This window comes from Streptomyces sp. SN-593 (assembly GCF_016756395.1).
GTDB lineage: Bacteria > Actinomycetota > Actinomycetes > Streptomycetales > Streptomycetaceae > Actinacidiphila > Actinacidiphila reveromycinica.
Map to the genome: position 1 here is coordinate 8,098,381 of NZ_AP018365.1, position 23,729 is coordinate 8,122,109.

Annotated in this window: 17 protein-coding genes; 6 read left to right on the forward strand and 11 right to left on the reverse strand. The window is 74.2% G+C overall.

Going from position 1 to position 23,729, the window contains the following annotated elements; translation table 11 throughout:
* Positions 1-26 precede the first annotated feature (26 nt).
* The 4 genes from araD to RVR_RS34305 all read right to left on the reverse strand — a co-directional run bounded on the left by araD (position 27) and on the right by RVR_RS34305 (position 4,409).
* Positions 27-1,802, reverse strand: coding sequence for an L-arabinonate dehydratase (araD, locus tag RVR_RS34290; protein ID WP_202237813.1), 1,776 nt, complete (start codon positions 1,800-1,802; stop codon positions 27-29).
* The gene (locus RVR_RS34295) at positions 1,799-2,734 is read right to left on the reverse strand and encodes a dihydrodipicolinate synthase family protein (protein ID WP_202239605.1); all 936 of its coding nucleotides are present in this window, start codon (positions 2,732-2,734) and stop codon (positions 1,799-1,801) included. The genes araD and RVR_RS34295 overlap by 4 nt, the downstream gene beginning before the upstream one ends.
* 72 nt (positions 2,735-2,806) lie before the next feature.
* On the reverse strand, positions 2,807-3,466 hold the full coding sequence (locus RVR_RS34300; protein ID WP_202237814.1) for a GntR family transcriptional regulator: 660 nt from the start codon (positions 3,464-3,466) through the stop codon (positions 2,807-2,809).
* A 343-nt stretch (positions 3,467-3,809) separates the two neighbouring features.
* Positions 3,810-4,409 (reverse strand): TetR/AcrR family transcriptional regulator, encoded by a 600-nt coding sequence (locus RVR_RS34305; RefSeq protein ID WP_202237815.1) that lies wholly within the window; start codon positions 4,407-4,409, stop codon positions 3,810-3,812.
* Positions 4,410-4,511: 102 nt separating this feature from the next.
* Here RVR_RS34305 and RVR_RS34310 point away from each other — a divergent pair, with 102 nt between their 5' ends.
* Positions 4,512-5,672, forward strand: coding sequence for an epoxide hydrolase family protein (locus RVR_RS34310; protein ID WP_202237816.1), 1,161 nt, complete (start codon positions 4,512-4,514; stop codon positions 5,670-5,672).
* A 153-nt stretch (positions 5,673-5,825) separates the two neighbouring features.
* Here RVR_RS34310 and RVR_RS34315 read toward each other — a convergent pair whose 3' ends face one another.
* Entirely contained in the window at positions 5,826-6,503 is a 678-nt protein-coding gene (locus tag RVR_RS34315) for an esterase/lipase family protein (RefSeq protein WP_202237817.1), read from the reverse strand.
* Between the two features lie 201 nt (positions 6,504-6,704).
* Here RVR_RS34315 and RVR_RS34320 point away from each other — a divergent pair, with 201 nt between their 5' ends.
* A complete protein-coding gene (locus RVR_RS34320; protein ID WP_202237818.1) occupies positions 6,705-9,530 on the forward strand; it encodes a helix-turn-helix transcriptional regulator in 2,826 nt (941 codons plus the stop codon).
* 159 nt (positions 9,531-9,689) lie between these two features.
* Here the strand turns inward: RVR_RS34320 and RVR_RS34325 are convergent, their stop codons facing one another.
* Positions 9,690-10,508, reverse strand: a complete 819-nt coding sequence (locus tag RVR_RS34325) for a LysR family transcriptional regulator (RefSeq protein WP_202237819.1) — start codon at positions 10,506-10,508, stop codon at positions 9,690-9,692.
* A 416-nt stretch (positions 10,509-10,924) separates the two neighbouring features.
* Between RVR_RS34325 and RVR_RS34330 the strand changes: the two genes are divergently transcribed.
* Positions 10,925-11,692 (forward strand): enoyl-CoA hydratase/isomerase family protein, encoded by a 768-nt coding sequence (locus tag RVR_RS34330; protein WP_202237820.1) that lies wholly within the window; start codon positions 10,925-10,927, stop codon positions 11,690-11,692.
* Positions 11,693-11,703: 11 nt separating this feature from the next.
* The gene (locus RVR_RS34335) at positions 11,704-12,516 is read left to right on the forward strand and encodes a maleylpyruvate isomerase N-terminal domain-containing protein (protein ID WP_202237821.1); all 813 of its coding nucleotides are present in this window, start codon (positions 11,704-11,706) and stop codon (positions 12,514-12,516) included.
* A 71-nt stretch (positions 12,517-12,587) separates the two neighbouring features.
* On the opposite strand, the gene RVR_RS34340 is transcribed toward RVR_RS34335, so the two are convergent.
* Complete coding sequence (locus RVR_RS34340) at positions 12,588-13,049, reverse strand: ATP-binding protein (protein ID WP_202237822.1); 462 nt, start codon at positions 13,047-13,049, stop codon at positions 12,588-12,590.
* Positions 13,050-13,259: 210 nt separating this feature from the next.
* Between RVR_RS34340 and RVR_RS34345 the strand changes: the two genes are divergently transcribed.
* On the forward strand, positions 13,260-13,640 hold the full coding sequence (locus RVR_RS34345) for an STAS domain-containing protein (protein ID WP_202237823.1): 381 nt from the start codon (positions 13,260-13,262) through the stop codon (positions 13,638-13,640).
* Between the two features lie 154 nt (positions 13,641-13,794).
* Here RVR_RS34345 and RVR_RS34350 read toward each other — a convergent pair whose 3' ends face one another.
* A complete protein-coding gene (locus RVR_RS34350; RefSeq protein ID WP_202237824.1) occupies positions 13,795-15,192 on the reverse strand; it encodes an MFS transporter in 1,398 nt (465 codons plus the stop codon).
* A gap of 82 nt (positions 15,193-15,274) precedes the next feature.
* Positions 15,275-15,868, reverse strand: a complete 594-nt coding sequence (locus tag RVR_RS34355; protein WP_202237825.1) for a TetR/AcrR family transcriptional regulator — start codon at positions 15,866-15,868, stop codon at positions 15,275-15,277.
* Between the two features lie 303 nt (positions 15,869-16,171).
* Between RVR_RS34355 and RVR_RS34360 the strand changes: the two genes are divergently transcribed.
* Positions 16,172-16,615: a CBS domain-containing protein gene (locus RVR_RS34360; RefSeq protein ID WP_202237826.1), complete on the forward strand. Its 444-nt coding sequence runs from the start codon at positions 16,172-16,174 to the stop codon at positions 16,613-16,615.
* Between the two features lie 113 nt (positions 16,616-16,728).
* Here RVR_RS34360 and RVR_RS34365 read toward each other — a convergent pair whose 3' ends face one another.
* Positions 16,729-20,181 (reverse strand): carbohydrate-binding protein, encoded by a 3,453-nt coding sequence (locus tag RVR_RS34365; RefSeq protein ID WP_202237827.1) that lies wholly within the window; start codon positions 20,179-20,181, stop codon positions 16,729-16,731.
* 125 nt (positions 20,182-20,306) lie between these two features.
* Positions 20,307-23,438: an MGH1-like glycoside hydrolase domain-containing protein gene (locus RVR_RS34370; protein WP_202237828.1), complete on the reverse strand. Its 3,132-nt coding sequence runs from the start codon at positions 23,436-23,438 to the stop codon at positions 20,307-20,309.
* Positions 23,439-23,729 lie beyond the last annotated feature (291 nt).

Sequence of the window (23,729 nt, forward strand, 5' to 3'; positions counted from 1 at the left end):
CGGGATGCGGGGGAGGGGACGTCGGGTCAGCCGGGGTCGGGCGCCGGGTTGTGCCCCGGCCGGGCGAGGAAGTCGAAGTCGCAGCCTTCGTCGGCCTGGGTGATGTGCTCGGCGTACAGGGCGCCGTAGCCGCGTGCGTAGGGGGCCCGCGGGGGTTGCCACTCCCGGCGCCGGCGGGCCAGTTCGGCGTCGTCGACCTCCAGGCGCAGCAGACGGCGGGGGACGTCGAGGGTGATCAGGTCACCGGTGCGCACCAGCGCCAGCGGGCCGCCGACGTGCGACTCGGGCGCCACGTGCAGCACGCAGGTGCCGTAACTGGTGCCGCTCATCCGGGCGTCGGAGATCCGGACCAGGTCCTTGACCCCGCGGGCCAGCAGGTACGCCGGGATCGGCAGCATGCCGTACTCGGGCATGCCCGGCCCGCCCAGCGGACCCGCGCCGCGCAGCACCAGCACGGTCTCCTCGGTGACGCCGAGCGCCGGGTCGTCGATCCGCTCCTGGAGTTCCCGGTAGGAGTCGAAGACCACGGCGGGACCGGTGTGGGTGAGCAGCCCCGGGTCGGCGGCGAGGTGCTTGATCACCGCGCCGTGCGGTGCCAGGTTCCCGCGCAGCACGGCGACCCCGCCCTCCCGCGCCACCGGGTCCCCGGCGGTGCGGATCACGGTGGACTCCCCGCCGTCGGGCCCGTACGCCTCGGCCTGCGCGTAGTACGCGCCGAACTCCTCGCCGGTGACGGTGATCCGGTCCGGGTGCAGCGCTCCCGGCACCTCGGAGAGCCGGCGCAGCAGCGCGGGCAACCCGCCGGCGTAGTGGAAGTCCTCCATCAGGAAGGCGCCCACCGGGCGGACGTCCGCGAGCACCGGGACCCGGCGGCCGATCCGGTCGAAGTCGTCGAGCGACAGCTCCACGCCCAGCCGGCCGGCCATCGCGACTAGGTGGATGAGGGCGTTGGTGGAGCCGCCCAGGGCCAGCACCGTGGTCGCGGCGTCGGTGAAGGCGTCCCGGGTCATGATCTTCGCGGGGGTCAGGTCCTCGCGCACCGCGGCCACCGCGCGGGCGCCCGAGGCGGCGGCCATCCGGTGGTGCCCGGAGTCCACGGCCGGGATGGACGAGGAGCCGGGCAGGGCCATGCCGAGCGCCTCGGCCACCGCGGTCATCGTGGAGGCCGTGCCCATCGTCATGCAGTGCCCCGGTGAGCGGGCGAGCCCGCACTCCAGTTGCGCCATCTCGCACTCGCCGGTCCGGCCGGCCCGGTACTCGTCCCAGTACGCCCACAGGTCGGTGCCGCTGCCGAGGGTGGTGCCGCGGTGGTGGCCGCGCAGCATCGGGCCCGCCGGCACCACGACCGCCGGCAGTCCGGCGCTCGCGGCGCCCATCAGCAGCGCGGGCACGGTCTTGTCGCAGCCGCCCATCAGCACGGCGCCGTCCACCGGGTAGGACCGCAGCAGTTCCTCCGCCTCCATGGCGAGCAGGTTCCGGTAGAGCATCGGGGTGGGCTTCTGGAACGTCTCGGACAAGGTGGCGACCGGGAACTCCAGCGGGAAGCCGCCGGCCTGCCAGACACCGCGCTTGACCTGTTCGGCGCGCTCGCGCAGGTGCATGTGGCAGGGGTTGATGTCGGACCAGGTGTTGAGGACGGCGATGACCGGCTTGCCGAGGTGCTCCTCGGGCAGGTAGCCGAGCTGCCGCATCCGGGAGCGGTGGCTGAAGGCGCGCAGCCCGCCGCCGGTGGCGTCGCCCTCGCCGAACCAGGCCGCGCTGCGCAGCCGCTTCGCGCCGGCGCCGTCCGCGGGGCCGCTCACAGCCAGCCCTCCCGCCGCCACTGCTCGACCAGCTCCGCGATCCGCTCCCGCAGGTCCGGCGGCAGCACGCGGGAGGGCGGGCGCACCGCGCGTCCGCACAGGCCGAGGTGCGCCAGCGCCTCCTTCACCACGCTGACGTTGTCCGCGGACGCGTCGGCGGCGCGCAGCTCCTCGAAGGCGCGGGCGGACTCCCACACGGCCATCGCCTTCCGGTAGTCCCCGCCGCGCAGCGCCCGCAGCAGCGCGGTGGACAGCCCCGGTGCCACGTTCACCAGGCCCGAGGTGAACCCGGTGGCGCCCACCGCCCAGTAGCCCGGCGCGGACAGCTCGGCCAGTCCGGCGATCCAGACGAACCGGCGCAGCCCCGCGTCGCGCGCGACACCGGCGAAGCGCACCGGGTCGGGCACGGCGTACTTCACGCCGATGACGTTGGGGCTGTGCTCGCCCAGGGCGCGGATCTGCGCGCCGCCGATCCGCGGGTCGCGGACGTAGAGCACGACGCCGAGTTCCGGCACCGCGTCCGCGATGTTGCGGTGGTACTCGATCCACCCCTCGGCGGACCGGTAGGGGTGGACCGGCTGGTGCACCATGAGCGCGCCGGCGCCGGCCTCGCGGGCGTGCCGCGCGGCGAGCACCGCGCTCTCCACGTCGAGGCCGACACCCGCCATCACCACGGCCGCGCCGTCGACGGCGGCGACCGCCGACTCCACCGAGCGCCGGGTCTCGGCCTCGGTGAGCGTGTAGAACTCGCCGGTGTTGCCGTTCGGCGTGACGGCGTCCACGCCGTGCCCGACCAGGCGCCGGATCAGCGCGGTGTGGTGGTCCCAGTCCACGGCGCCGTCCGCGCGAAAGGGCGTGACCGGGATCGCGATGATCGTCGCCAGCCGGGTGCGCAGTGCTTCCAGGGGGGTGGGCGGGTCCTGCGTCTCCAAGATCACGGGTACGCCTCGTTTCCGCTTGGTGGGTGGCAGTCGCGCGATCGGCGACGGGCGGCCTGCTCGGGCTCAGGCTCCGTCCTCGGGGAAGTTGCGGGCCGCGAAGGAGCTGATGTGACTGCGCATCAGGTCGCGCACCAGCTCGGAGTTCCCGTCCTCGGCGGCCCGCAGGATCGCCCGGTGCTCGGCCGCCTCCTGCTGCCAGGAGGGCTGCCTCGACCAGGCCGCGCTGGACAGCAGCGCGGTCTGGTCGCGGAGTTCGTCCAGCGACCGGACCAGCAGGGGGTTGCCGCAGCCGGAGTACAGCGCCCGGTGGAAGGCCCGGTTCGCCAGCGAGCGCTCCGCCGTGTCGGCCGCGCGGTCCGCCCGCTCCAGCGCCTCCTCGGCGTGCTGCCCGATCCGCCCCGCCGCGGCGCTGCGGGCCGCGGCGGCGGGTTCGAGCAGTAGCCGCATGTCGTACACGCAGCGCGCGTGCGCCTGGTCGACCTCCCGCACGGCGGCGCCCTTGTACGGGCTCATGATCACGAGTCCGGAGCCGGCCAGCGTCTTCAGCGCCTCCCGTACGGGGGTCTTGGAGACCTCCAACTGCTCGGCGAGTTCGGCCTCGACCAGTGCCTGACCCGGCTTCAGCTCACCCGTCAGGATGCGGTGCTTGATGGACTCCAGCACCGCCTCCGTACGGGACGGCAGGGGGCGGGACGGGTTGCGGTGGGCGAGCGTGTCGGACACGTCTTCCTGCTCCCGGGGTCGCAGCCGGCGAGGCCCTGTCGTCGCGGCCTCTCATATACGATGTGCGCCGACGTTAGAGTCTGGGATATGGGCGGTCAAGAGGGTGCGCGGCAACCCGTGCGGCCTCTCCCGGCAGGCGAATCCGGCGGTTTCGGCACCTTCCGGCATCTACCGCGCCCCGGTGGGCGGCGGCCGGGTGCGGGGCGGGGCCGCCCCCGCTGATATCTGATCCGCGGTCCCGGGGCGGTCCCATGGCGGTCTCGCGGCGCCCCCGTGACGGCGCCGTGGCGGCGGTTTTCGGCCACCCTGGCCCGGGGTGGCGGCTCCGCCCGAGTGCCGCGGGTCAGGGCGCGTCGCCCACGAGGGCGAGCGCGCGCGCCTCGGGGACGCCCAGCATCAGCAGGGTCGTGATCGTCGCCGCTCGCGCGTCGAGGGTCTTCCGCGACACGGCGCCGTCCGCGATGGCGAACACCACGCCGTAGGCGGTCTGGCTGAGGACGTCCGGCGGCAGATGCCGTGCGAACACGCCGCTGTCCTGGCCCCGCCGCACGAGGTCGGCGAGGAGTTCGTCGACCGGCCCGAGCAGGCGGTGGATCTCCTCGCCGTACTCCCCGCGGCGCAGTGCCAGCAGCACCCGGTACCGGTGCGCCACCGGCCAGACGCGGGCGACGAACTCGACCCACCCCGCGTCCGCGCCCGCGTCGGAGGCGCTGATCCCGGTGAGCACGGCGGTCATCTCGGTGACGGCCCGTTCCGCGAGCGTCCGGACCAGGTCGAGGCGCGAGGGGAAGTGCCCGTAGACGGTGCGGCGGACCACCCCGGCGGCGGAGGCGATGTCGCCCATTCCGGCGTCGGGGTCGTCTCCCAGCACGTCGAGGGCGACGCCGAGGATGCGCTCGCGTGTCTCGTTCGTGGAACGCACGCGGGAGGACTCTGTAGCCATGAGGCCATGGTTGCACAGTGGTGTGCAATGACGTACGTTGCACAGCAGTGTGCAACGAACGGTTGTGCCGTGCCGCCAAGCCCAGGAGAAGAGGAGAAGGCCATGAGCGCACCGACGCCGACCTCAGCCCTCGTCCGCCCGTTCACCGTCTCGATCCCGGACGCGGAGATCGACGACCTGAAGCAGCGACTGGCCAGGACCCGGTGGCCGGATCCGGAGACGGTGGGCGACTGGTCGCAGGGCGTCCGCGTGGAGAACGCCCGGTCCCTGGTCGAGTACTGGGAGCGCGATTACGACTGGCGGCGCTTCGAGTCCGACCTCCGCCGCTTCCCCCAGTTCCTGACCGAGGTGGACGGGCTGGACATCCACTTCCTCCACGTCAGGTCCGAGAACCCCGGCGCGATGCCGCTGATCCTCACGCACGGGTGGCCGGGCTCGATCGTCGAGTTCCTGAAGCTGATCGGACCGCTGACCGACCCGGTCCGCCACGGCGGGGACGCGGCCGACTCGTTCGACGTCGTCGTTCCCTCGCTCCCCGGATTCGGGTTCTCCCAGAAGCCCGCGCGGACCGGGTGGACCGTGGAGCGCGTCGCCGGCGCGTGGGCGGAGCTGATGAAGCGCCTCGGCTACACGCGGTGGGCCGCGCAGGGCGGCGACTGGGGCGCCGTGGTCACCACCGTCCTGGGCGCCATGCGTCCTGAGGGGCTTCTCGGCATCCACCTGAACACCCAGTACGCCTTTCCCGCCCGGGTGCCCGAGACCCTGTCGCCCGAGGAGCGCCACGCCGTGGACACCCTCGCCCTCTACATGGGCGATCTCGGGGGGTCGAACCACCTCCAGGGCACGAAGCCGGAGACCGTCGGATTCGCCCTGGCGGACTCTCCCGCGGGCCAGGCGGCCTGGATCTACGAGAAGTTCCAGTCCAAGACCGACAACCAGGGGCTCGCCGAGGACGCCCTCAGCAGGGACGACATGCTCGATGCGATATCGCTCCACTGGTTCACCAACAGCGCGGCGTCGTCCGGCCGCATCTACTGGGAGAACAGGTCGCGCACCTTCGCCGGCCCGAAGCTGACGCTCCCGGTCGCGGTGACCGTCTTCCCGAAGGACGTCCCACGCCTGCCGCGCAGTTGGATCGAGGACGCCTACAGCGATCTGATCCACTACGGCGAGGCCGACCGGGGCGGGCACTTCGCGGCCCTGGAGCAGCCCGGGATCCTGGTCGAGGAGATCCGCACCGGCCTGCGCGGCCTCCGCTCCTGACCCCGCCCCGCCCCTTCGGCTCCCTGCTCTCCTGCTCCGGCGGAACCCGCCCGGCCGCGCCCCGCCCGGCCGCGCCCCGGCCCCCGCCCGCCCTTCGCGTCTGCTCGCGCGACGCCGGGCGGGCGGGGGCCGGGGCGCCCCACGGAACGGGGATCAGGTGGCGAGGAAGCTCGCCACCGCGCTCAGGGTGACCGTGTCGGTGAGGTAGCCGATGTGGTTCTGGCAGGCCACGAGGTGGTTGTCCGCACCGCTCAGCTCCGTGCTGGTGTACGGCAGGATGATGCCGTCGCACGGCGAGTACCACGTCGCGTACTTGGTGGCGCCGGGCGTCTCGTCCCCGGCGTTGACCGTGCTCAGGAAGGCCGACCCGGGGTACATCTCGACGCAGGAGGCGTAGACCAGGCAGGAGCCGGCGTAGGTGGTGCCGTGGTTCGCGCCGGCGATGGAGGCGAGGTGGCGGACGTACGGCTGGCCGCCCAGTTGCTTGACGTACCAGTCGCTGACCAGGCCGCCCATCGAGTGGTTGACGATGTCCACCTGCTGCGCGCCGGTTCTGGCCAGCACCTGCTGGACGTAGGCGGCCAGGCTCGCCGCGCTGCTCTTGTTGGACTGCGTCCAGTCGTACTGGAACGCGTAGAGCTCGTCGCTCGTGTACCCCCTGGCGGCGAAGGTGGCCTCGGCGGTCGTCCAGTTGCTCGCGCTGCCGCTGAAGCCGTGCACGAAGACCACCGGAGTGTGCGCGGTGGCGGCGCCGGCCGGGGCGGGCTGGGCGAAGACGGCCAGCCCGATCGCGGCGAGCAGCGCCACGAGGACGGCGGAAATCCGTCGCATGAAGACTCCTCTGTCTCGGATGCCCCCCGAGCTGTCGTCGGGGGACGGTCGGAGTGTCGGCGACCGCGGCCCGGCGCGGACCGGTGGAATCACCGGCCCTCTGCGGCGCCGGACCGCGCCGGTACGGCCCGGGGCCCGAGCGGCGTCCGGAGTGCGCGCAGCACCCTTCCGTTGCCGCTACCCACGCGTAACACTGACGTGATGGACCCTCAGGAGGACTCCTGCGTCACACGGTCGGGTCCGCTGTACGGACGTGACCACGAGCGGGCCGAGATCGCCGGCCTCGTGGCCGAGGCGCGCACCGGGCGGGGAGGCGCGGTGTCCGTCGTCGCGGATCCCGGCTCCGGCCGCTCGGCGCTGCTGGACGCGGTCGCCGCGGACGCCCCCGACTTCGGGGTGCGGCGGATCGGCGGCGCGGCCCCGGAGGCCGGTGTCCAGGGGGCCGGCCTGCACCGGCTGCTGGTGCCGCTGGCGGGCGAGGTGGCCGCGCTGCCCGCCGCGCGGCGCGGGGTACTGGAGGAGGTGCTGGCCGGGGCGGTGCCCGCGGCCGGTGAACTGCCGCTGGGCGCCGCGCTGCTGGGGCTGCTGGCGTCGCTCGCGCGGCGACGGCCCCAGTTGTGGTGCGTGGACGACGCGCACTGGCTGGACGCGACCTCGGTACGCGCCCTGGGGTTCGTCGCCCGGCGGTTGGCCGAGGTGCCGGCGGCGCTGGTGTTCGCGGCCGATCCGCAGTCCCGGGCCGGCGTGGCGCTGGACGGCCTCCCCGTGCTGGGCCTGCGGCCGCTGACCGCGGAGGAGGCCGGCCGGCTGGTGGCCGACCTGGGGTGCGGGCCGCCCGGCGGCGGAACGGCCGACGAGATCGTCGACCTGGCGGCCGGCAGCCCGTTGGCGCTGGTGGAGCTCGGACGGGCGGCGGGCGCCCGGCAGCCCGCCGCGCCGTGCCTTCCGGCGCCGGAAGGCCGGCTGCGCACCCGCTGCCGGCGGCGGCTCGCGGGGCTCTCGCCCGCGGCGCGCACGGTGGTGGCCCTCGCCCTGGCCGGAGCGCCGCTGCCCACCGGCGTGCTGATGGCGGCGGCGGGAGGGGCCGGCCTGGCCCGGGAGACCCTGGCCGCCGCACTCGACGAGGCGCACACGGCACGCCTGGTGGCCACCGGGAGCGGCCACGTCAGCGTTCCGGGACGGCTGCTGCGGACCATGCTGTCCGCGGAACTGCCCTGGGCCGAGCAGGTGTCGGCCCACCGGGCGCTGGCCGCGCTCACCGGACCCGGCGCCTCCCGGCCGCGCCAGGCCCTGCACCGCCTCGCCGCGGCCGGGGGGACGTGGCCGGAGCCGGTCGCCGAACTGGAGGCCGCGGCCGGGGCCGTTCGGGCGACCGGCGACCCCGCGGAGGCCGCGGCCATCCTGGAGCAGGGCGCCGACTTCACCGTGCAGGGGCCGGTACGGGCCCGCTGGCTGGTCACCGCGGCGGCCGACCGGCTCGCGGCCGGCGATCTGCGCCCGGTGCGCGGGCTGCTCGCCCGGGCGCCGTCGCACGGCGGTTCCGCGTCGACCCAGGGACTGCGCAGGCTGGTCCAGGGCGAGATCGAACTGCGCGACGGCGTGCCCGCGCTGGCCGGCCGCCATCTGGTGCGGGCCGTCGACCACTTCGCCGCCGGCCGGGGGGAGACGTTGGCCAGGGCGCTGATGCTCGCGGGCGAAGCGACGTGCCTGGCCGGGGACTTCAACGGGTACTTCGCGCTCGCGGACCGGGCGCGGAGGCTGCGGCGGGACGACGACCCGCCGACGCTGCGCCTGGTCTTCGAGCACTTCGCCGGGATGTCGGCGACCTTCCGCGCGCACCACGAGGAGGCGAACCGCGCCCTGGGACGCGTGGTGCGGCTCGCCGGAGCGTCCGGCGGGCCCGAACCGGCGATCTGGGCCAGCCAGGCCGCGTACACCCTCGGTGACGCGCGCCGCGCGTACGAACTGGCCGTCTCGGCGGCGCACGGCGCGGGCGAGCTGGGCGCGCACGCCCTGGTGCCGGCCGCGCTGGTCTACCAGGCCCTGTCCGCGCTGATGCTCGACCGGCACGCGGCGGCGGAGGCCGCCGCCCTGGAAGGACTGGGGCTGGCGCGGTCCACGGGACAGCGGAACCTCGCGGTGGACCACCTCTCCCTGCTGGCGCTGCTGGCGGCGCTCCAGGGGGACCGGGCGGCCGTGTCACTCCGGCTGGAGGCAGCGGCACACGAGGTCGCGGCACGCGAACTGGGCCGGCCCGGCGCCTTCAACTGCTGGGCGTCGGCGTGTCTGGACCTGGTGGAGGACCGACCCGCGGACGCGCTGGCCCGCTTCCGCCACATGGCCGCGGGCGCGGGCCAGACGAACCTGGCGATCCGGGGGATGGCCGCCCCGCACTTCGTCGAGGCGGCAGTCCGCTGCGGGCGCCGGGACGAGGCGGCCTCGGCGCTGCGCGGCTTCGAGAGCTGGGCGGCCAGCAGCGCCGCACCGGGCCGACTGGCGCTGGCGCACCGCTGCCACGGCCTGCTCGCCGAGAGCGAGACGAGCGCGGAGGAGCACTTCAGGGAGGCGCTGCGGCTGCACCGCGACGACGACGCGGCGCTGGAGATGGCCAAGACCGAGCTGTTCTACGCCCACCGGCTGCGGCGGGCCCGCAGGCCGCGCGCCGCGCGGGGCCTGCTGAGGGACGCGCTGGCGATCTTCCAGCAGTACGAGGCGCCGCCGTGGGCGGCGCGGGCCGCGGCCGAGCTGCGCGCGGCCGGCGACCGCGCCGGCCCCGCCGTCCAGCCGGTCGAACGGCAGCTCACCGCGCAGCAGATCCGCATCTCCGGGCTGGTCGCGCGCGGCGCGACGAACCAGGAGATCGCCGAACTCCTCGTGCTCAGCTCGCGCACGGTGGAGTACCACCTGCGCAACGTCTACAGCCGGCTCGGCGTGCGCTCCCGGACGGAGCTGGCCGCGCTCTTCGCCGAACCCGTCCCACGCGCCGGCCCCGCCACCCGCGGCTCGGGACGGGCGGTTTCCGGCTGACGCCCGGGCAGGACGGCGCGGCTTCCGGAGCGGTGCACGTGCACAGGGCCGCGGCACCGACGACCGGTCCCGGCCGCCCCGGTTCCGGCGGGGGCGCCCCTTCCTGCCGGTGGGCGCGATCCGGGGCGGTGGGCCGCGGCACGACCCGCCGGACGGGCCTCAAGCGGACGGGTGCGGGGGGTCGCGCGGGGTGGGCGGCTGTTCGAGGGCGGCGATGAGGTGGCCGAGGTCGCGGCGGTGGGAGCCGGCGTTCCACACCGCCCAGGTGCGTCGGACGACGGGGTGGTCCGTCAGCGGGAACCAGGCGACGGTGCCGGGCAGGGGCTGGGACCAGCCCGGGGGCGCGAGGGCGAAGGCGTGGCCGGCGCTGACGGAGGCGAGCTTCACCTCGGCGATCAGCGGCGGTCCCTCGGGGGCGGGCGGTCCGGGGTCGATGCCGTGGCTGCGCAGGATGGCGGTGAGCTCGTCGTACCAGGCGGGACTGCCCTCGCGGGGGAAGCCGACCCAGTGCAGTTCGCTCAGCGCGTCCAGGCGGATACCGTCGGGTCCGGTGAGCCCGACGGCGCGTTCCGTGGCGAGCAGGACGCCGAGGCGCTCCCGCACGACGAGCATCGCGTCGAACTCCCTGCCCGGTGGGCGTTCGCGCAGCAGGCCCAGATCGAGGTCGCCGGTCCGTAGTTCCGCGATCTGCGCGGCGGTGGACAGGTGCCGTGCCTGGACGCGGGTGGCCGGGTGTTCGGCGGCCAGGTCGAGCAGGGCTCCGGACAGCAGGTCGGCCGGCAGTTCCAGGGGGATGCCGATGCGCAGGGTGCTGTCGGCGCGGGCGGTGTGCGCGGCCATGACGGCCTGGGCCTGGTCGTAACGGGCCAGGACGGCGCGGGCTTCGGCGAGCAGGACCCGCCCGGTGTCCGTGGCCCGCACACCGGTGGAGGAACGGACCAGGAGCCGTACCCCGTACTCGCGCTCCAGCGCGCCCACCGTCTGGGACAGGGAGGGCTGGCTGATGTGCAGCCGCCTGGCGGCTGCACATCAGCCAGCCCTCCTCCACCACCGCCACGAAGGCGCGCATTGCTCGGATCTCCATGCCCCTATCGCACCACGGGTTCCCGACGGCCGGCCGCGGCCCCTGCCCGCCACCCGGAGGGGCGTCACGTTCGGTGACGTCGGTGAGGGGGCCGCCGGGCGGTGGAAACGGGAGGCGGCCCCGGCGGACCCCGCGGCCGTACGGGCCCTTCCGCGATCCGGATCCGGCGTGCGGCGCGGGGCCATCAGCAATCCTTATCGCGGCCTTCGGCAACTGCTCTGGCCTGGCACTATGCGGATCGGCGCGGCGGGAGTTGAGTAGAGGGCACCAGGCGGAACGGCCGCCCGGCACCCAGATGAAGGAGCTCGTCGTGTCCGAGCAGAACCCGTCCTACTTCACCGCGTTCGAGAACCTCGCGATGAGCCGCACCTCCACCGGTGTCCTCACGCTGCGTTTCCACACCGGCGGCGGACCCGCCACGTTCACCGGCACCACCCACACGGACTTCCCCCGCGCCCTGTTCGAGATCGGCGAGGACCGGGACAACCGGGTCCTGGTACTGACCGGCACCGGTGACCGCTTCATGACCGACATCGACGGACCGAGCCTGGGCGACATCACCAAGCCCGCCCAGTGGGACCGCACCGTCGCCGAGGGCCGCCGCGTGCTCCAGCGCCTCGTCGACCTGGAGATGCCCGTCATCGCCGCCGTCAACGGCCCGGTGTCCGTGCACAGCGAGTACGCCCTGCTCGCCGACATCGTCGTCGCCGCCGACACCACCGTCTTCTCCGACTTCCCCCACCTGACCTTCGGGATCGTCCCCGGCGACGGCATCCAGATCGCCTGGGAGGAGGCCCTCGGCGTCAACCGCGCCCGCCACCTCACCCTCACCCAGGGCTCCTTCACCGCCGAGCAGGCCGAACGCTGGGGCGCCGTCGCGGAGGTGCACCCCCTGGACAAGGTCCTGCCCCGCGCCCAGGAACTCGCCGAGACGCTGGCCGCCAAGCCCCAACTGCTCACCCGGTACCTCGCGGTCACCCTGCGCCAGCGCATCAGCCGCCGCATGGCCGAGGGCCTCCAGGTGGGCATGGCCCTGGAAGGGCTCACCGCCGCCGACCTCGCCCACCACAGCAACTGAAGGGCCGGACCATGACCGCCCCCACGCCCACCGCCGGTCCCACCGACGCCCTGCACCCCTGGCTACAGGCCCTGCACGCCAGTTCCGCACGCCTGGCCGGCACCGTCGTGCCCCTGTCCGAGCAGGACCTGAGCCGGCCCTCGATGGCCGACGGATGGACCGTCGCCCAGGTCCTGTCCCACCTCGGCAGCGCCGCCGAGATCTCCACCACCCTGCTCGAACGCGGCATCGCGGGCGACGGACAGGGGCCGAGCCGGGAGGAGGCGCAGCCGGTGTGGGAGCGGTGGAACGCCCTGTCCCCGCCCGCGCAGCGGGAGGCATGGCTGGCCGCCGACGCCCGCCACCTGCGCCTGCTGGACTCCCTCGACGCCGGTCGGCGGCAGTCGGTACGCGTCCCGTACTTCGCCGGGCCGCTCGACGTCCCCGCCTACGCCGGCTACCGGCTGTCGGAACACTCCGTGCACGCCTGGGACGTCGAAGCCGCCCTCACCCCGGGGGCGACGATCCCGCGGGCGGAGGTGGAACTGCTGTGGGAGCGGCTGGACCTGGTCGCCACCCGCTTCCGCGACGCCGACACCCTCACCCGCCTCGGCCCCGCGCAGTTCACCCTCCACCTCACCGACCCCGGCCGCACCGTGCTGCTGGACCTCGGAGCCGAGGTCCACCTGTACCCGTGCGAGCCGGCCGGGCCGGCCGGCTCCCTCACCGGCACCGCGGAGGCGGTCCTGCGGCTCGTCTACGGGCGCTCCCGCCCCACGGACGCCCTCGCGGCCGCCGGAGCCGTGACCCGGGCCGACCTCCAGGCGCTCTTCCCCGGGTTCTGACCCGGGTTCCGACCCGCCCACGGCCGACCGCCCACCTCCCGCCGCCCGAACCGCGGGCGCCGACCCGCGGTTCACCCGGTGGGGTGCCGCGCCCCCTTCAGGGCGATCCGGGCGTGGACGCGTTTGCCCCCGGGGACGGCTTCGGCCTCGAAGGCGGAGCACAGGCGCGCGACGATCTCGATGCCGTGGCCCCCGATGCGGTCGGGATCGCGGGGGAACCGCTGCGGGAGCTGGGAGCTGGTGTCCCAGACGGTGACCTCCACCTCCCTGGCGGTGCAGGCCAGGTCCAGCAGGCGGGCGCCGCTGTCGTGGCGGGCGGCGTTGGTGACCAGCTCGCTCACCACGAGCATGACGTCCCCGGCGGTCTGGTCCGAGAGCGCGGCCGCCTCCTCGGGGATGTCCGCCAGGAAGGCGCGGGTCAGGTCGCGGGCCGCGCCGATGCTGTCGGGGACGTCGCCGTACGCGGCGCGCCGGTGCAGCACCAGGTCGGGGCGTTCGGGCAGTGGGACCCGAGCGAAGGGATGGTCGGTCACCGGCGTCGCCCCAGCCGTCTCGTCGGAAATGCCGTGATCGCCATGTGCCTACCCCCCGGAAGTCGTTTGCCACGGTACGCCGCCGAGCAGTCTGACTGCGAGCCGCGCCGGCACCCCGTTCCCTCGAACACGAGAGCGGCTCGCACGGGCGCCAGGGGGTAAGATCACGGGCGACCGATCCATGATCAGCCAGATGGGGAGAGCGTCTGCATGGGGCAAGTCGACGAGCTCGGAGCGGCCGGCGACCGCGCGCGGCTGACGGTGTCCGCCCGGAGCACCGAGGACGGCGCGCAGATCGTCTGCGCCGCCGGCGAGCTGGACCTGGAAGGCGGCGCGGTCCTCGAACCCGTCCTGGACCGCGCGCTGAGCGCCGACCCCGCGCCCCGCCTGGTGGCCGTGGACGCCACCGGGGTCACCTTCTGCGACTCCAGCGGACTGAACCTGCTGCTGCGCATCCGCCAGGAAGCCGAGGAACGCTCCGTCCCGCTCCACCTGGCCGGCCTCACCGACCCGGTCCTGCGCGTGCTGGAGATCACCGGCGCCGACTCCCTCTTCTCCATCCACGCCCAGCTCGACCAGGCGCTGGCCTGACCGCCGGCCGCCCCGCGCGGCAAGCGGCGCCCGCCGGGCGCCGCAGGGGCGGCTCCCGCCCCCGGGACGATCGCCAAGGGCACCGACGCGTCGGGGCCGCCGCGGTCCTGGACGACCGGGGCGAGTCGCCCGAGCGGCGAACCGGTCTCGCGGCTCATCCGTGCCCGCGCCCCGCGAGAAGTCTCCCGGCGCCGGCCGCCGCCGTCAGGCAGGCCGCCGCCGCGACCCACAGGGCGACCGGCGTGCCGGTGCGCAGTCCGCCGGCGACGAGCGCGCCGAGCAGGGCGACGCCGATGACGCCCCCGGTCTGCCGGGCGGTGTTCAACGCGCTGGACCCCATGTTCCTGTGCTCGTCGGGGAGGTACGACATGACCGCGAGCGTCTGTGCCGGCGCGACGAGGCTCTGCCCGAACGCGAAGACGGCGAGCCCGCCGGCGACCACGGGATACGGCGACGCGACGGCGCCGGCGCCCAGGACGGCGAGGCCCAGCGCGCAGACCACCATGCCGACGCCGATGGCGGCGCGCGGCCCGTACCGGTGGACGAAGCGGCCGCCGACGAACGCGGAGGTGACGGTGGCGACGACGGTCAGGGGCAGGAAGGCCAGACCGGTCGTCAGCGGTGTGTAGTGCCGTAGGCGCTGGAAGTCGAAGGTGCAGACGATCAGCATGCCGTAGAGGGTGAAGTTGTAGACGGCGCCGCCGAGCAGTCCGGCGAGAACCGGCCGGGCGCGCAGGACGGACGGCGGCACCAGCACCTGGCGGCCGGTGTGTGCGCCGTGCGACTGGACGGCCAGGAAGGCGCCGAACACCACGGCCCCGCCGGTCAGGGCGACGATGACGAGCGGGGAGGCCCAGCCGTAGAGGGCGGACCCGACCAGTCCCCAGACCACGGCGCCCAGGCTGACGACCGCCAGCGCCTGGCCGGCCGGGTCGAAGCCGACACGATGGCGGGTGGTCTCCTCGACATGGCCGAGCAGGAGCCGGGCGGTGAGGAGGGTGACGGGGACGTTGAGGAGGAAGACGCTGCGCCAGCCGAGTGTGTCGACCAGGACGCCGGACAGCAGCGGCCCCACCATGAAGCCGATGCCGCCGGCGCTCACCCAGACCGCGACCGCTCTCGCCCGGGCCGCGGCGTCGGTGTACGCACGGGTGATCAGCGTCAGCGGTGCGGGAGCCAGCAGCGCCGCGCCGACGCCCTGCGCCGCACGCGCGGCGACCAGCAGCGCCGCGGACGCCGTCACCGCGCAGACCAGCGAGGCCACCGCGAAGACGCCCAGGCCGATCAGGTAGGCCCGCCGCGCGCCGATGCGGTCACCGAGCCGCCCTGCCGACAGCAGCAGCACGGCGAACACCAGGGTGTAGGCGTCCACGATCCACAGTCCGGTCGCCGGTCCCGCGTGCAGGTCGGCGCGGATGGTGGGGACCGCGACGTTGACGACGTTGGCCTCCATCACGATCAGTGCCGTGCCCAGGCACATCCCGGCCAGGCCGAGCGCCGGCCGTCGCCCGAGGGGGACTGCCGCAGGCTGCTGCTGGGTGAGGTCTGCCACCACCGGTGGGTCCTTTCCGTGTCGACGCCGCGCCGGATGCGGGACGGCGATCCGTCGGCCGGCCGCGCCTGCGGCCCCGGGCCTACCGGTCGGCGAGTCGGAGCAGGGCCAGAGCGCCCTGGACGGCCCGTTCGTACGGCTCGGCGGACGCCTCCGCCCGTGCGAGGGTGTAGCCGCCCTGGACGACGGCCGCCAACGTGCTCGCCGTCCGCACGGCGTCCAGGTCCGCGGCGAACTCCCCGGCGTTCCTGCCGTCCTCCAGCGCGGACACCAGGCACTCGTGCAGGACCGCGAAGGTCTCGCGCGCGGGCTCCCGCAGCCGGCCGTCCGCCGCGATCTCGGGGTCCGCCACCAGACGGCCGACGGGGCAGCCGCGCAGCGCGTCGCGCTCGCGCAGCAGGTAGGCCGAGATGCGCTCGTAGGCGGAGCCCTCCTGGGCGAAGCACGCCCTGATGTCCCGCTGCATCTGCTCGGCGCTGCGCTGTTCGGCCGCCAGGACCAGGTCCGGCTTGCCCTGGAAGTGGTGGTACATGCTGCCCTGGCCCACGCCGGAGGCGCGCCAGATCGCGGTGGGACTCGTGCCGACGTAGCCCCGCTCCCAGAGCAGTTCCCGGGTTCCCTCGATCAGACGCTCACGGGCGTCACGTGGTGGTTCCGTCACGGCGTCACCATACATACATGTATGGATGGACGCCAGCCGCCCGATGCCCGCGGTGCGGCGAACCACGGGAAAACGGTCGAAAAGGGGTTCGGCGTCCTCCTGTCGGGCATGCGCGGGATGCGCGGGGGCCCGAGGGGCCTTCACCGGAGCCGTGGCGGCGGCTCCCGGCCCGGAGGCCGGACCGGGAAGCACGGTGCCGGCCCGGGGCCGGCGGTCTCGTCGCCACAGGCGGCCCAGCGCGCGACGCGACACGACAGAGGACGGGGCGGGCGCCCTCGGTCCGACCCGGTCCGGACACGCACCACACAGGAGGACATCATGGCGTCAGCCAGCAGCATGACCGCACGGGACATCATGTCCGCCGAAGTCCAGTGCGTCGGCGAGCACCAGTCGCTCCTCGACGCCGCCACGACGATGCGGGACCAGCAGGTCGGCTGCGTTCCGATCTGTGGCGACGACAACCGTCTCAAGGGGTTGATCACCGACCGCGACATCGTCATCGGCTGCGTCGCCGAGGGCGGGGACCCCGCGGCGACCCCCGCCGGCAGCCTCGGCGGCGAACTGCACTGGATCGACGCGCAGGCCCCCGCCCGGGAGGCGCTGGAGATCATGGAGGGGCACCGGATCAAGCGGCTGCCGGTCATCGACGTGGACGACGGCCACCGCCTGTGCGGCATGATCACCGAGGCCGACCTCGCCAGGAACCTCTCGGACGAGCAGATCGCGGAGTTCGCGAGCAAGGTCTACGCCACCGCCGGCTGACCTGCCCGCCGCTTGCGCGGAGGGGCCGGCGCGCGCACCGCCGCCCGGGTCGCCGGTCCGGCACGGTAGGCCGCCGGACCGGCGACCCGGGCTCCCCTGAAATCGGCGACCGCTCAGTCCACCGCCAGGCTGTCGATGTTGACGCTGCCGGAGTCGGCGGAGCCGACCGTCAGGGAGATCGGGTCGTCCCCGGCCGGCAGGTCGACGGGAACGGTGACCGTCGACCAGGTCTCCCAGCCACCGGTGACCGGCAGCTCCACCTGCTGATCAGCTCCCCCGGCCGTGAGGGTGATCGTCCGGGTGACGTTCTCCAGCGGCGGGCGCTGACCCCCGAGGGAGTTGGCGTAGCGGATGGTGACGGCGCGGGGGCCGGCGGCCGGAACATCCACCGCGACGGTGTCGGAGGCCCCGGTGTACCAGCCGGCCACGAAGCCGCCGCCGGTGTAGCCGCCGTGATCGCTCGCCACCTGCGCGCCACCGCTGAGCGCGCCGTCCTCGGCTTCGACGGTCGAGCCCAGCGGCGACGGCGTCACGACCGGGAGGACCGTGGCGGCCGTCTGCGTGTCCCGTCCGGCGGTGCCGTCCCAACTGGTGGTGGCGGTGAGCCGGGCGGCCGTGGTCGCCTGCCCCGCGGGCGGGGTGACCGTCCATCCGAGGTCGGCGTGGCCGTCCCTGGCGATGGTGACCGGACCGGGGTCAGCGCTGACCTGCCAGCCGTCCGGCACGCGCAGCCTGCTCTCCACGCGGCGTGCGTCGGTGCCGCCGACGGAGGTGAGGGCCAGGTGCACGGTGGCGGTCCTTCCGGGCGAGGTGCCCTCGGCCGTCAGCACCGCGGTGAGGTCGGCCGCCTGCGCCCGGGGCACGGACAGCGTGGCGACCGACGCGGGCACCGCGCCGTCGAACGACAGGCGCACCGCGGTGGCCTCGGTCCGGCTCCACCGCGCCACGAGGTCGCCCAGCGCCGGAACGGCGCCCTGGTCCACCTGGTGCCAGGTCGTGCCCGAGCCGTCCTGGACCTCGACGGTGTACGTGTCCGGGCGCCCGGTGCCCCACCGCACACGGAGGTGGTCGGTGAGGCTGCGGCCGGACAGGGCGACCTGGAGGGACGAGGAGCCGGCCGAAGCCGTCCACGTGGTGGTGTCGTTGCCGTCCACGGCGCCGGCGGGGGGCATCGCGGGTTGCGCGGACGCGGCCGATGCCGTCTGGCAGCGGGCGAGGTCGTCGGTGGCGGCCCGGTCGGGACGCGCGGTCGGAAGGGACAGCGGCCGGCCGCGGGTGAGGCGCTCGGCACCGTCGGGCGTGCGGACGGTGACGGCCCGGCCCGACGTGAGAGCCACCGTGGTGGTCCTCGCACCGATGCGCACGTCCAGCCGGCTGCCGCGGTACTGGATTCCGGCCAGCGTGACACCGGAAGCGAGCTGCGGGGGAAGGGTGGGTGCCAGCGCCAGGCCGTCGCTGTTCCACCGGATGCCGCCGAAGCCGTTGAGGAAGGTCTGGAGGAAGCCGCCGGCTCCGGTGGCGAAGGTGAACGCCGGTCCGGTGCCGCCCCCTTGGAGCGGCACGTCGCCCTGGGTCTCGGAGAACTGGCGGAACGGCCCCTTCACGTAGGGCTGGTAGGAGTTCTCGAACAGCGTGTAGTCCAGGCAGCCGGGCTGCTGGATCTGCGCGGCGACCACCGACTCCACCGAGTCCGTCATGGCCGGGCCGTTGACGTCGGTGACCGGCATGTAGCGGTCGAGGTCCGCCGCGGCCGACGACGGGTCGGTGACGTAGCCCAGCGGGTAGGCGAGCATGACCGTGTCGGCCTGTTTGACGGTCTGGTCGGTGTAGCCGGCGTACTCGGGGTGGCTGCCGTCGGCGTCCGTGGGCACCGCGATGCCGTCGGCGATCGTCGCCCACGCCGGGTCCGGCCTCTGGTGCAGCACGGCGGCCGCGGCCGCGGCGTTCCTCAGGGCGAGAACGGCGCCCGCGTTGGTGGTGGCGTTGTCGTCGACGTGCTCGTGGTACTCGTCGGGGCCGGTGACGCCGTCGATGTGGTAGCGGCCGTCCGCTCCCTTCGTGGCCCGGCTCGCCCAGAACGCGGCGACGTCCCTCAACACGGGGTAGCCGTGGTCCCTGAGCCACTCGGTGTCCCCGGTGGCCTGGTAGTACTGCCACTGCGCGAGCGCGATGTCGCCCTCCAGGTGGTCCTCGAAGGTGACGCACATCGGGTGGCCGAGGTCGCCGCAGACGCCGCCGGGCCCGTTGTCCCAGGCCCAGATCCCTCCGGCGTAGCCGTTGCTCCGCGCGTCGGCCTCGGCCTGTGCCCGGGTCCGCGAGCGGAACATCACGATGGACCTGGCGAGTTCGGGATGGAAGGCGAGCAGCGACGGGAACATCCAGGTGTCCGCGTCCCAGAAGATGTCGCCGTTGTAGTCCTGGCTGGTCAGGCCGGCGGGCGGGATGCTCCACGAACTGCCGGCGCGCAGGCTGGAGTACAGCGTGTAGAACGACATGTCGATGTCGGCCTGCAGGTCGGTGTCACCGGCCGCCAGGATGTTGGGCCTCCACAGCGCGGCCCAGTCCGCGTCGTGCCGCGCGGTGAGCTTCGACCAGCCCTCGCGGACCGCGTCCCGGACGGTGGCGGCCGCGGTGGCAGCCGGGTCACCGGGATCGTCGGAGGTCGCGATCCCGACGTACTTGGTCACCGTGTAGGTGGCGCCCGCGGTGACGGGCAGCGTCCACTTCTCGCCCGCGGTGGCCGCGTCGTCCGAGGGCTGCGCGGCGGTGCGGGCGGAGACCGTCGTGCCCGGGCCGGCCACGAGCCGCTGCGTCTCCGCGACGCGGGTGTCGTCGCCCGGCGTGGTGAGCTGGACGGTCGCGGTGTCCGCGGCGGTGTCCACGGCACGGGAGGTGGCGTTGACACCCTGGGCGCCGGCGCCGTCCAGGAGCGCGGACAGGTCCAGGTCCCCGGTCCACCGCGGGGTGACGGTGAGGCGGACCTGCCCGAGGTGTTCGAGCGAGCGGTTGGCGAGCACGTCGACGCGTACGCCGGTGGCCTTGCCGTCCTCGGGTGTCCAGGTCATCGAGGTGTCGACGGCGCCGTGCGCGAGGTCCAGGCGCTGCCGGTAGCCGCTGATCCGGTCCTGCGGCACGGCGGCGTCCAGGGTGTGGCCGTCCACGCCGAGGGCCATCGTGGTCCAGGTGGGGAGCGAGGCCATGTACTCCATGCCGGGCACGGAGGAGGTCAGGCCCTTGTCGTAGACGCCGGCGACCATGGAGGTGGTCAGCCGCTGCTTGGGCTGCTGGTCCAACTGGTAGCCGGCCGGCCCGAGGTCGCCCTGGTAGCCCTGGCCGACGGCGGGCAGGCGCTCGCCCAGGTAGCCGTTGCCGACGAAGGGCGTCCTGGTGATGTCCTGGGCCGCGTAGGAGTTGCTGGTCAGCGTCCACGGGTCGCCGGTGGCCGTGGGGCCGTGGGGCGGCCCGGCCCCGGTCGGGGGCTGGCCGGCCGCGGCCGCCGTGCTGGAGGTGGCCGCCGTCGCGATCAGCGCGGCGGCGATCGCCGCGGCTCGGCCGGCTCTGCGCATCACGGTTGTTCCTCCGGTTGGGTGAAGGGGCGGCGTCCGTGAGTGCGCGGACGCCGTGCACGGGGCGGCACGGTCACGCGGTGATCGGGCCGCCCCGAAGTTGACGGGCGTGGAACAGCGGGCGGTCAGGTCTGCGGGTGGTACTGGCCGGCCACGTCCGCGGCCGACAGCGCCCGGTTCCATGCCTGCACCTGGTCGATGCCGCCGGGCCACGGATCGCTGGTCCTCCCGCCGGAGACCGCGCGCCCGATGGCGAGCGGGCCGTTCGCGGCGTCCCCGGTGGCCTGACTCCACACGGTGGTCTGCGCGACGCCGTCGACGTAGAGGGTGTAGGTGCCGGCGTCGGCGTCGTGGACGCCCACCAGTTGGTACCAGCGGCCGGTCTGCGGTGTCCGGTCCGACAGCGCGCGGCCTTCGCCGGTGGAGAACGCGAACCGGTCGTCGGCCGAGGAGTACTGCAGGTAGAAGCCGCTGCTGGTGGTGCCGTCCTGGCTGACGGCGGTGGCGAAGGACCCGGTGCGGTCCAGGCGCACCCAGGCGGAGACGGTGAAGTCGCCGGTGGTGTCCAGGACCGGTCCGGCCGTCTGGGCGTACTGGTCGGAGCCGTCGAGTTGCAGCGCGGTGCCGGTGACACCGGGCACCCAGGCGGGCGCGCCGGTCAGCGTGGCGTCGTGCGAGCCGGAGCTGTCGTGGGCGGTGCCGCCGGCACCCTCGTCGAGGGCCCAGGTGCCGACCGGGTCCCGCTGGCCGGCCGGGTAGGCGATGCGGAGGTTCTGCAGACGGTGGGTTGACTGCCGCTGGCCGCCCGCGGGCCGGTAGGCGGCGGTGGCGGTCAGGGCCGCGGCGCTGCCGGGGGCGGCGCCCGGGGGAGCGTGCAGGGTGTAGGTCCACACCGCGGACCTGCCCGGGCCGATCGCGCCGGAGGGATGCCCGACCGGGTCGGCCGACCAGCCCGGTGGCAGAGCGAGGTCCACCTGCGCGGAGGTCAGCGGCCGCCCCGTCGTGTTGCGTACGGTGACGCCGATCGGTGTGGACGGTGCGACGGTGACCAGGCCGGCGGCGTTGGCGGGCCCGACGCTGACGGCGGCGTCAGGACTGGAGGGCGCCCATGACTGGAACTCGGTGACGCCGACGAAGGCACCGGGCGGATTGGTGAACACCAGTCGGACCTTGCCGGTGGTGAGCTGCGGGAAGGTGACGCGGTTGGTGCCGTTGCCCACGGGGCGGGCCGGGCTGTGCACCTGGCCGGGCACGTCCTTCCAGGCGGAGCCGTCCCAGAACTGCAGGCGGTAGTCGGCTGCCGGCCGGACCCCGCCGCCGTCGTCGTAGCCGGACCAGCGGATGTCGCTGACAGGTGTGGGGGCGCCGAAGTCGACGCCGTAGGAGTCACCGCTGTTCGGCGAGCCGTAGTCGGTCCAGCGGGTGTCCTCGGGCACCTCGTCGTACCAGGTCTTGCCGTCCAGGGCGTTCCAGGCGTTGTCGTTCGGCCAGGTGTAGGAGGCGAGGGGCTCGGGGTAGCCGGTGCGCAACGGGTTGGCGGCGTCGTCGACCAGGCCACCGGACCGGACCGTCGTCGTGCGGCCGACCGCCACGGTGGTGTCGCGCAGGGTCGCCGAGCGCCGCACGAGCTGCCCGTCGACGTACAGGCGCATGCCGGCGCCCTGGTGGTAGTGGCTGCCGTCGCGGTCCCACAGCACGGTGACGTTGTGGCCGTGGTAGGGCACGTTCTCGGCCGCGAAGTGGTCCCAGGAGGCGGGGACCAGCGGCTGCACCTTCAGCGAGTCGCCCTGCTGGGGACGCAGGCCGATGAGCCCGGACAGCACCAGGTCGTCGAAGGTGGAGTGGTTGTAGTCCTCGCTGTGGTCGGAGGAGTCGTAGATCCAGGCGTCCTTGTCGGGGTCGTGGGCCTCGGCGACGTACGGCTCGCCGTCCTTGGTCTGGGTCTCGGCGTAGGTGGCCAGGGCCGCGGCGTAGTCGTCCCCGGTGATCGACGCCTGTGCCGGGTAGTCGTCGAGCAGGTCGGCCAGGCCGGTCAGGGTCTGCGACGTGGCGAAGGGCCAACTCGGCCCGTCCCAGCGGCAGCACGCGCCGGCGTCCTTCATGAAGTACGGGCTGCGGCGTTCGGCCGTGGTCGGCCCGTAGGCGGCGGCGAAGCCCTGCGGGTCCAGCAGTTGCGACCACGCGCCGGCGTCGGACGGCTGTGCGGCGCCGAACATCCAGGGCAGGTAGCCGATCTCCTCGCGGGTGTCGGACAGCCTGTGGTCGGGATTGTCGTCGCGCGGCATCGTGTAGTAGAAGCCGCGGCTGGGGTCCCACAGCCACTTCTGCATCGCCGAGGCGAGCTTCGCGGCCCGCCCGGCGTACTCCCGGGACAGCGCGGTGTCCCCGGCCAGCCGCGCGATCCGGCTGATCGCCTCCGCGTCGCCGTACTGGTACGAGTTGAGCGTCGGCCGGTAGCCGGCGCCGCCGTGGTAGGGGTCGCCGGAGGCGTAGGAGGACGCGGAGAACTCCATGGCGTCCCACACCGGCACCGACCAGTACAGGCCGAGGCTCGCGTTGAACTGCCCGTCCCAGCCGCGGTACTGGCGGACCAGTTGCGGCAGCAGCGAGACGACCTCGGAGTAGTCGCCCGTCACCTCGGCCTGCTGGTAGGCGGCGGTGGCCAGCCACACGCTGTACTCGTGGGCCCAGTCGGTGGTGTCCGCGTTGACGTCGTCGGTCGCCGGCTTGGCGCCCGCGCCGGGCCCGGTCAGCCAGAACCTGATGTAGTCGTCGTCGTACGTCTGGTCCCTGACCCAGCGGCCCTCGGTGATCTGGTGGCCGGCCGCCGCGTCGATCGCCTGGTAGGGGGCGGCGTAGCCGCAGCAGTCGAGGAACTCCGTGGAGATCCAGCCGTCCTGCGGGTCGGTGTAGCGCAGGTGCTCCTTGTACGTACGCCAGCGGTAGTAGTAGACGCTCTGCACGGTGGCGTCCGGCAGGTCCACGAACGGGATGTTCGACTCGTACCAGTCCGGGTCGGCGAAGCCCGGCAGATACGACGCGTCGTCCAGGAAGTGCGTTCCGGCGCCCACCGCCGGAACCGGGGGCTGCTGCCCGGGACCCTGGTACGTGCCGGCCGCCCGGGCCGGTGACACCGGGCTGACCAGCGCGAGCAGGACGAGGGCCGCCAGTCCGGCGGTGAAGGCGAGCCAGCGGCTCCTCGACACGCTGATCGATCGCGGCCCGCACCCGCCCGAGGACAACAGTGCTGGGAGCATCCGACAGATCCTCTCGTCATCGTCGTACAACGATGTAACGCCCCAGATTTCCCCACCGGCACACAGGAACCGTCAAGCCTTTCGACAGGAGTTGGTGCAGAACGCCGGTTCGGACGGACGGTCACCACCGCTGTGTGCGCAGCTCGCACCCACCGTGCGGGCGGGTGGCATCCGGTCCGCCCGCGCGGCGGCGAGTAGGGCCCGAGGGTCGGAGGGAACGCCGGTCCAGGAGGCCGCGTGGCCCTTCGGGGCGTGGATTTACATCGTTATACACGGGCGCGCGTCGGTGGG

Excerpts from the sequence above, each read along its gene's own strand:
- RVR_RS34305 (WP_202237815.1), bottom strand. The coding sequence starts at position 4,409 with ATGGCTACAGAGTCCTCCCGCGTGCGTTCCACGAACGAGACACGCGAG.
- RVR_RS34310 (WP_202237816.1), top strand. The coding sequence starts at position 4,512 with ATGAGCGCACCGACGCCGACCTCAGCCCTCGTCCGCCCGTTCACCGTC.
- RVR_RS34315 (WP_202237817.1), bottom strand. The coding sequence starts at position 6,503 with ATGCGACGGATTTCCGCCGTCCTCGTGGCGCTGCTCGCCGCGATCGGG.
- RVR_RS34320 (WP_202237818.1), top strand. The coding sequence starts at position 6,705 with ATGGACCCTCAGGAGGACTCCTGCGTCACACGGTCGGGTCCGCTGTAC.
- RVR_RS34335 (WP_202237821.1), top strand. The coding sequence starts at position 11,704 with ATGACCGCCCCCACGCCCACCGCCGGTCCCACCGACGCCCTGCACCCC.
- RVR_RS34345 (WP_202237823.1), top strand. The coding sequence starts at position 13,260 with ATGGGGCAAGTCGACGAGCTCGGAGCGGCCGGCGACCGCGCGCGGCTG.
- RVR_RS34355 (WP_202237825.1), bottom strand. The coding sequence starts at position 15,868 with ATGTATGGTGACGCCGTGACGGAACCACCACGTGACGCCCGTGAGCGT.
- RVR_RS34360 (WP_202237826.1), top strand. The coding sequence starts at position 16,172 with ATGGCGTCAGCCAGCAGCATGACCGCACGGGACATCATGTCCGCCGAA.
- RVR_RS34365 (WP_202237827.1), bottom strand. The coding sequence starts at position 20,181 with ATGCGCAGAGCCGGCCGAGCCGCGGCGATCGCCGCCGCGCTGATCGCG.
- RVR_RS34370 (WP_202237828.1), bottom strand. The coding sequence starts at position 23,438 with ATGCTCCCAGCACTGTTGTCCTCGGGCGGGTGCGGGCCGCGATCGATC.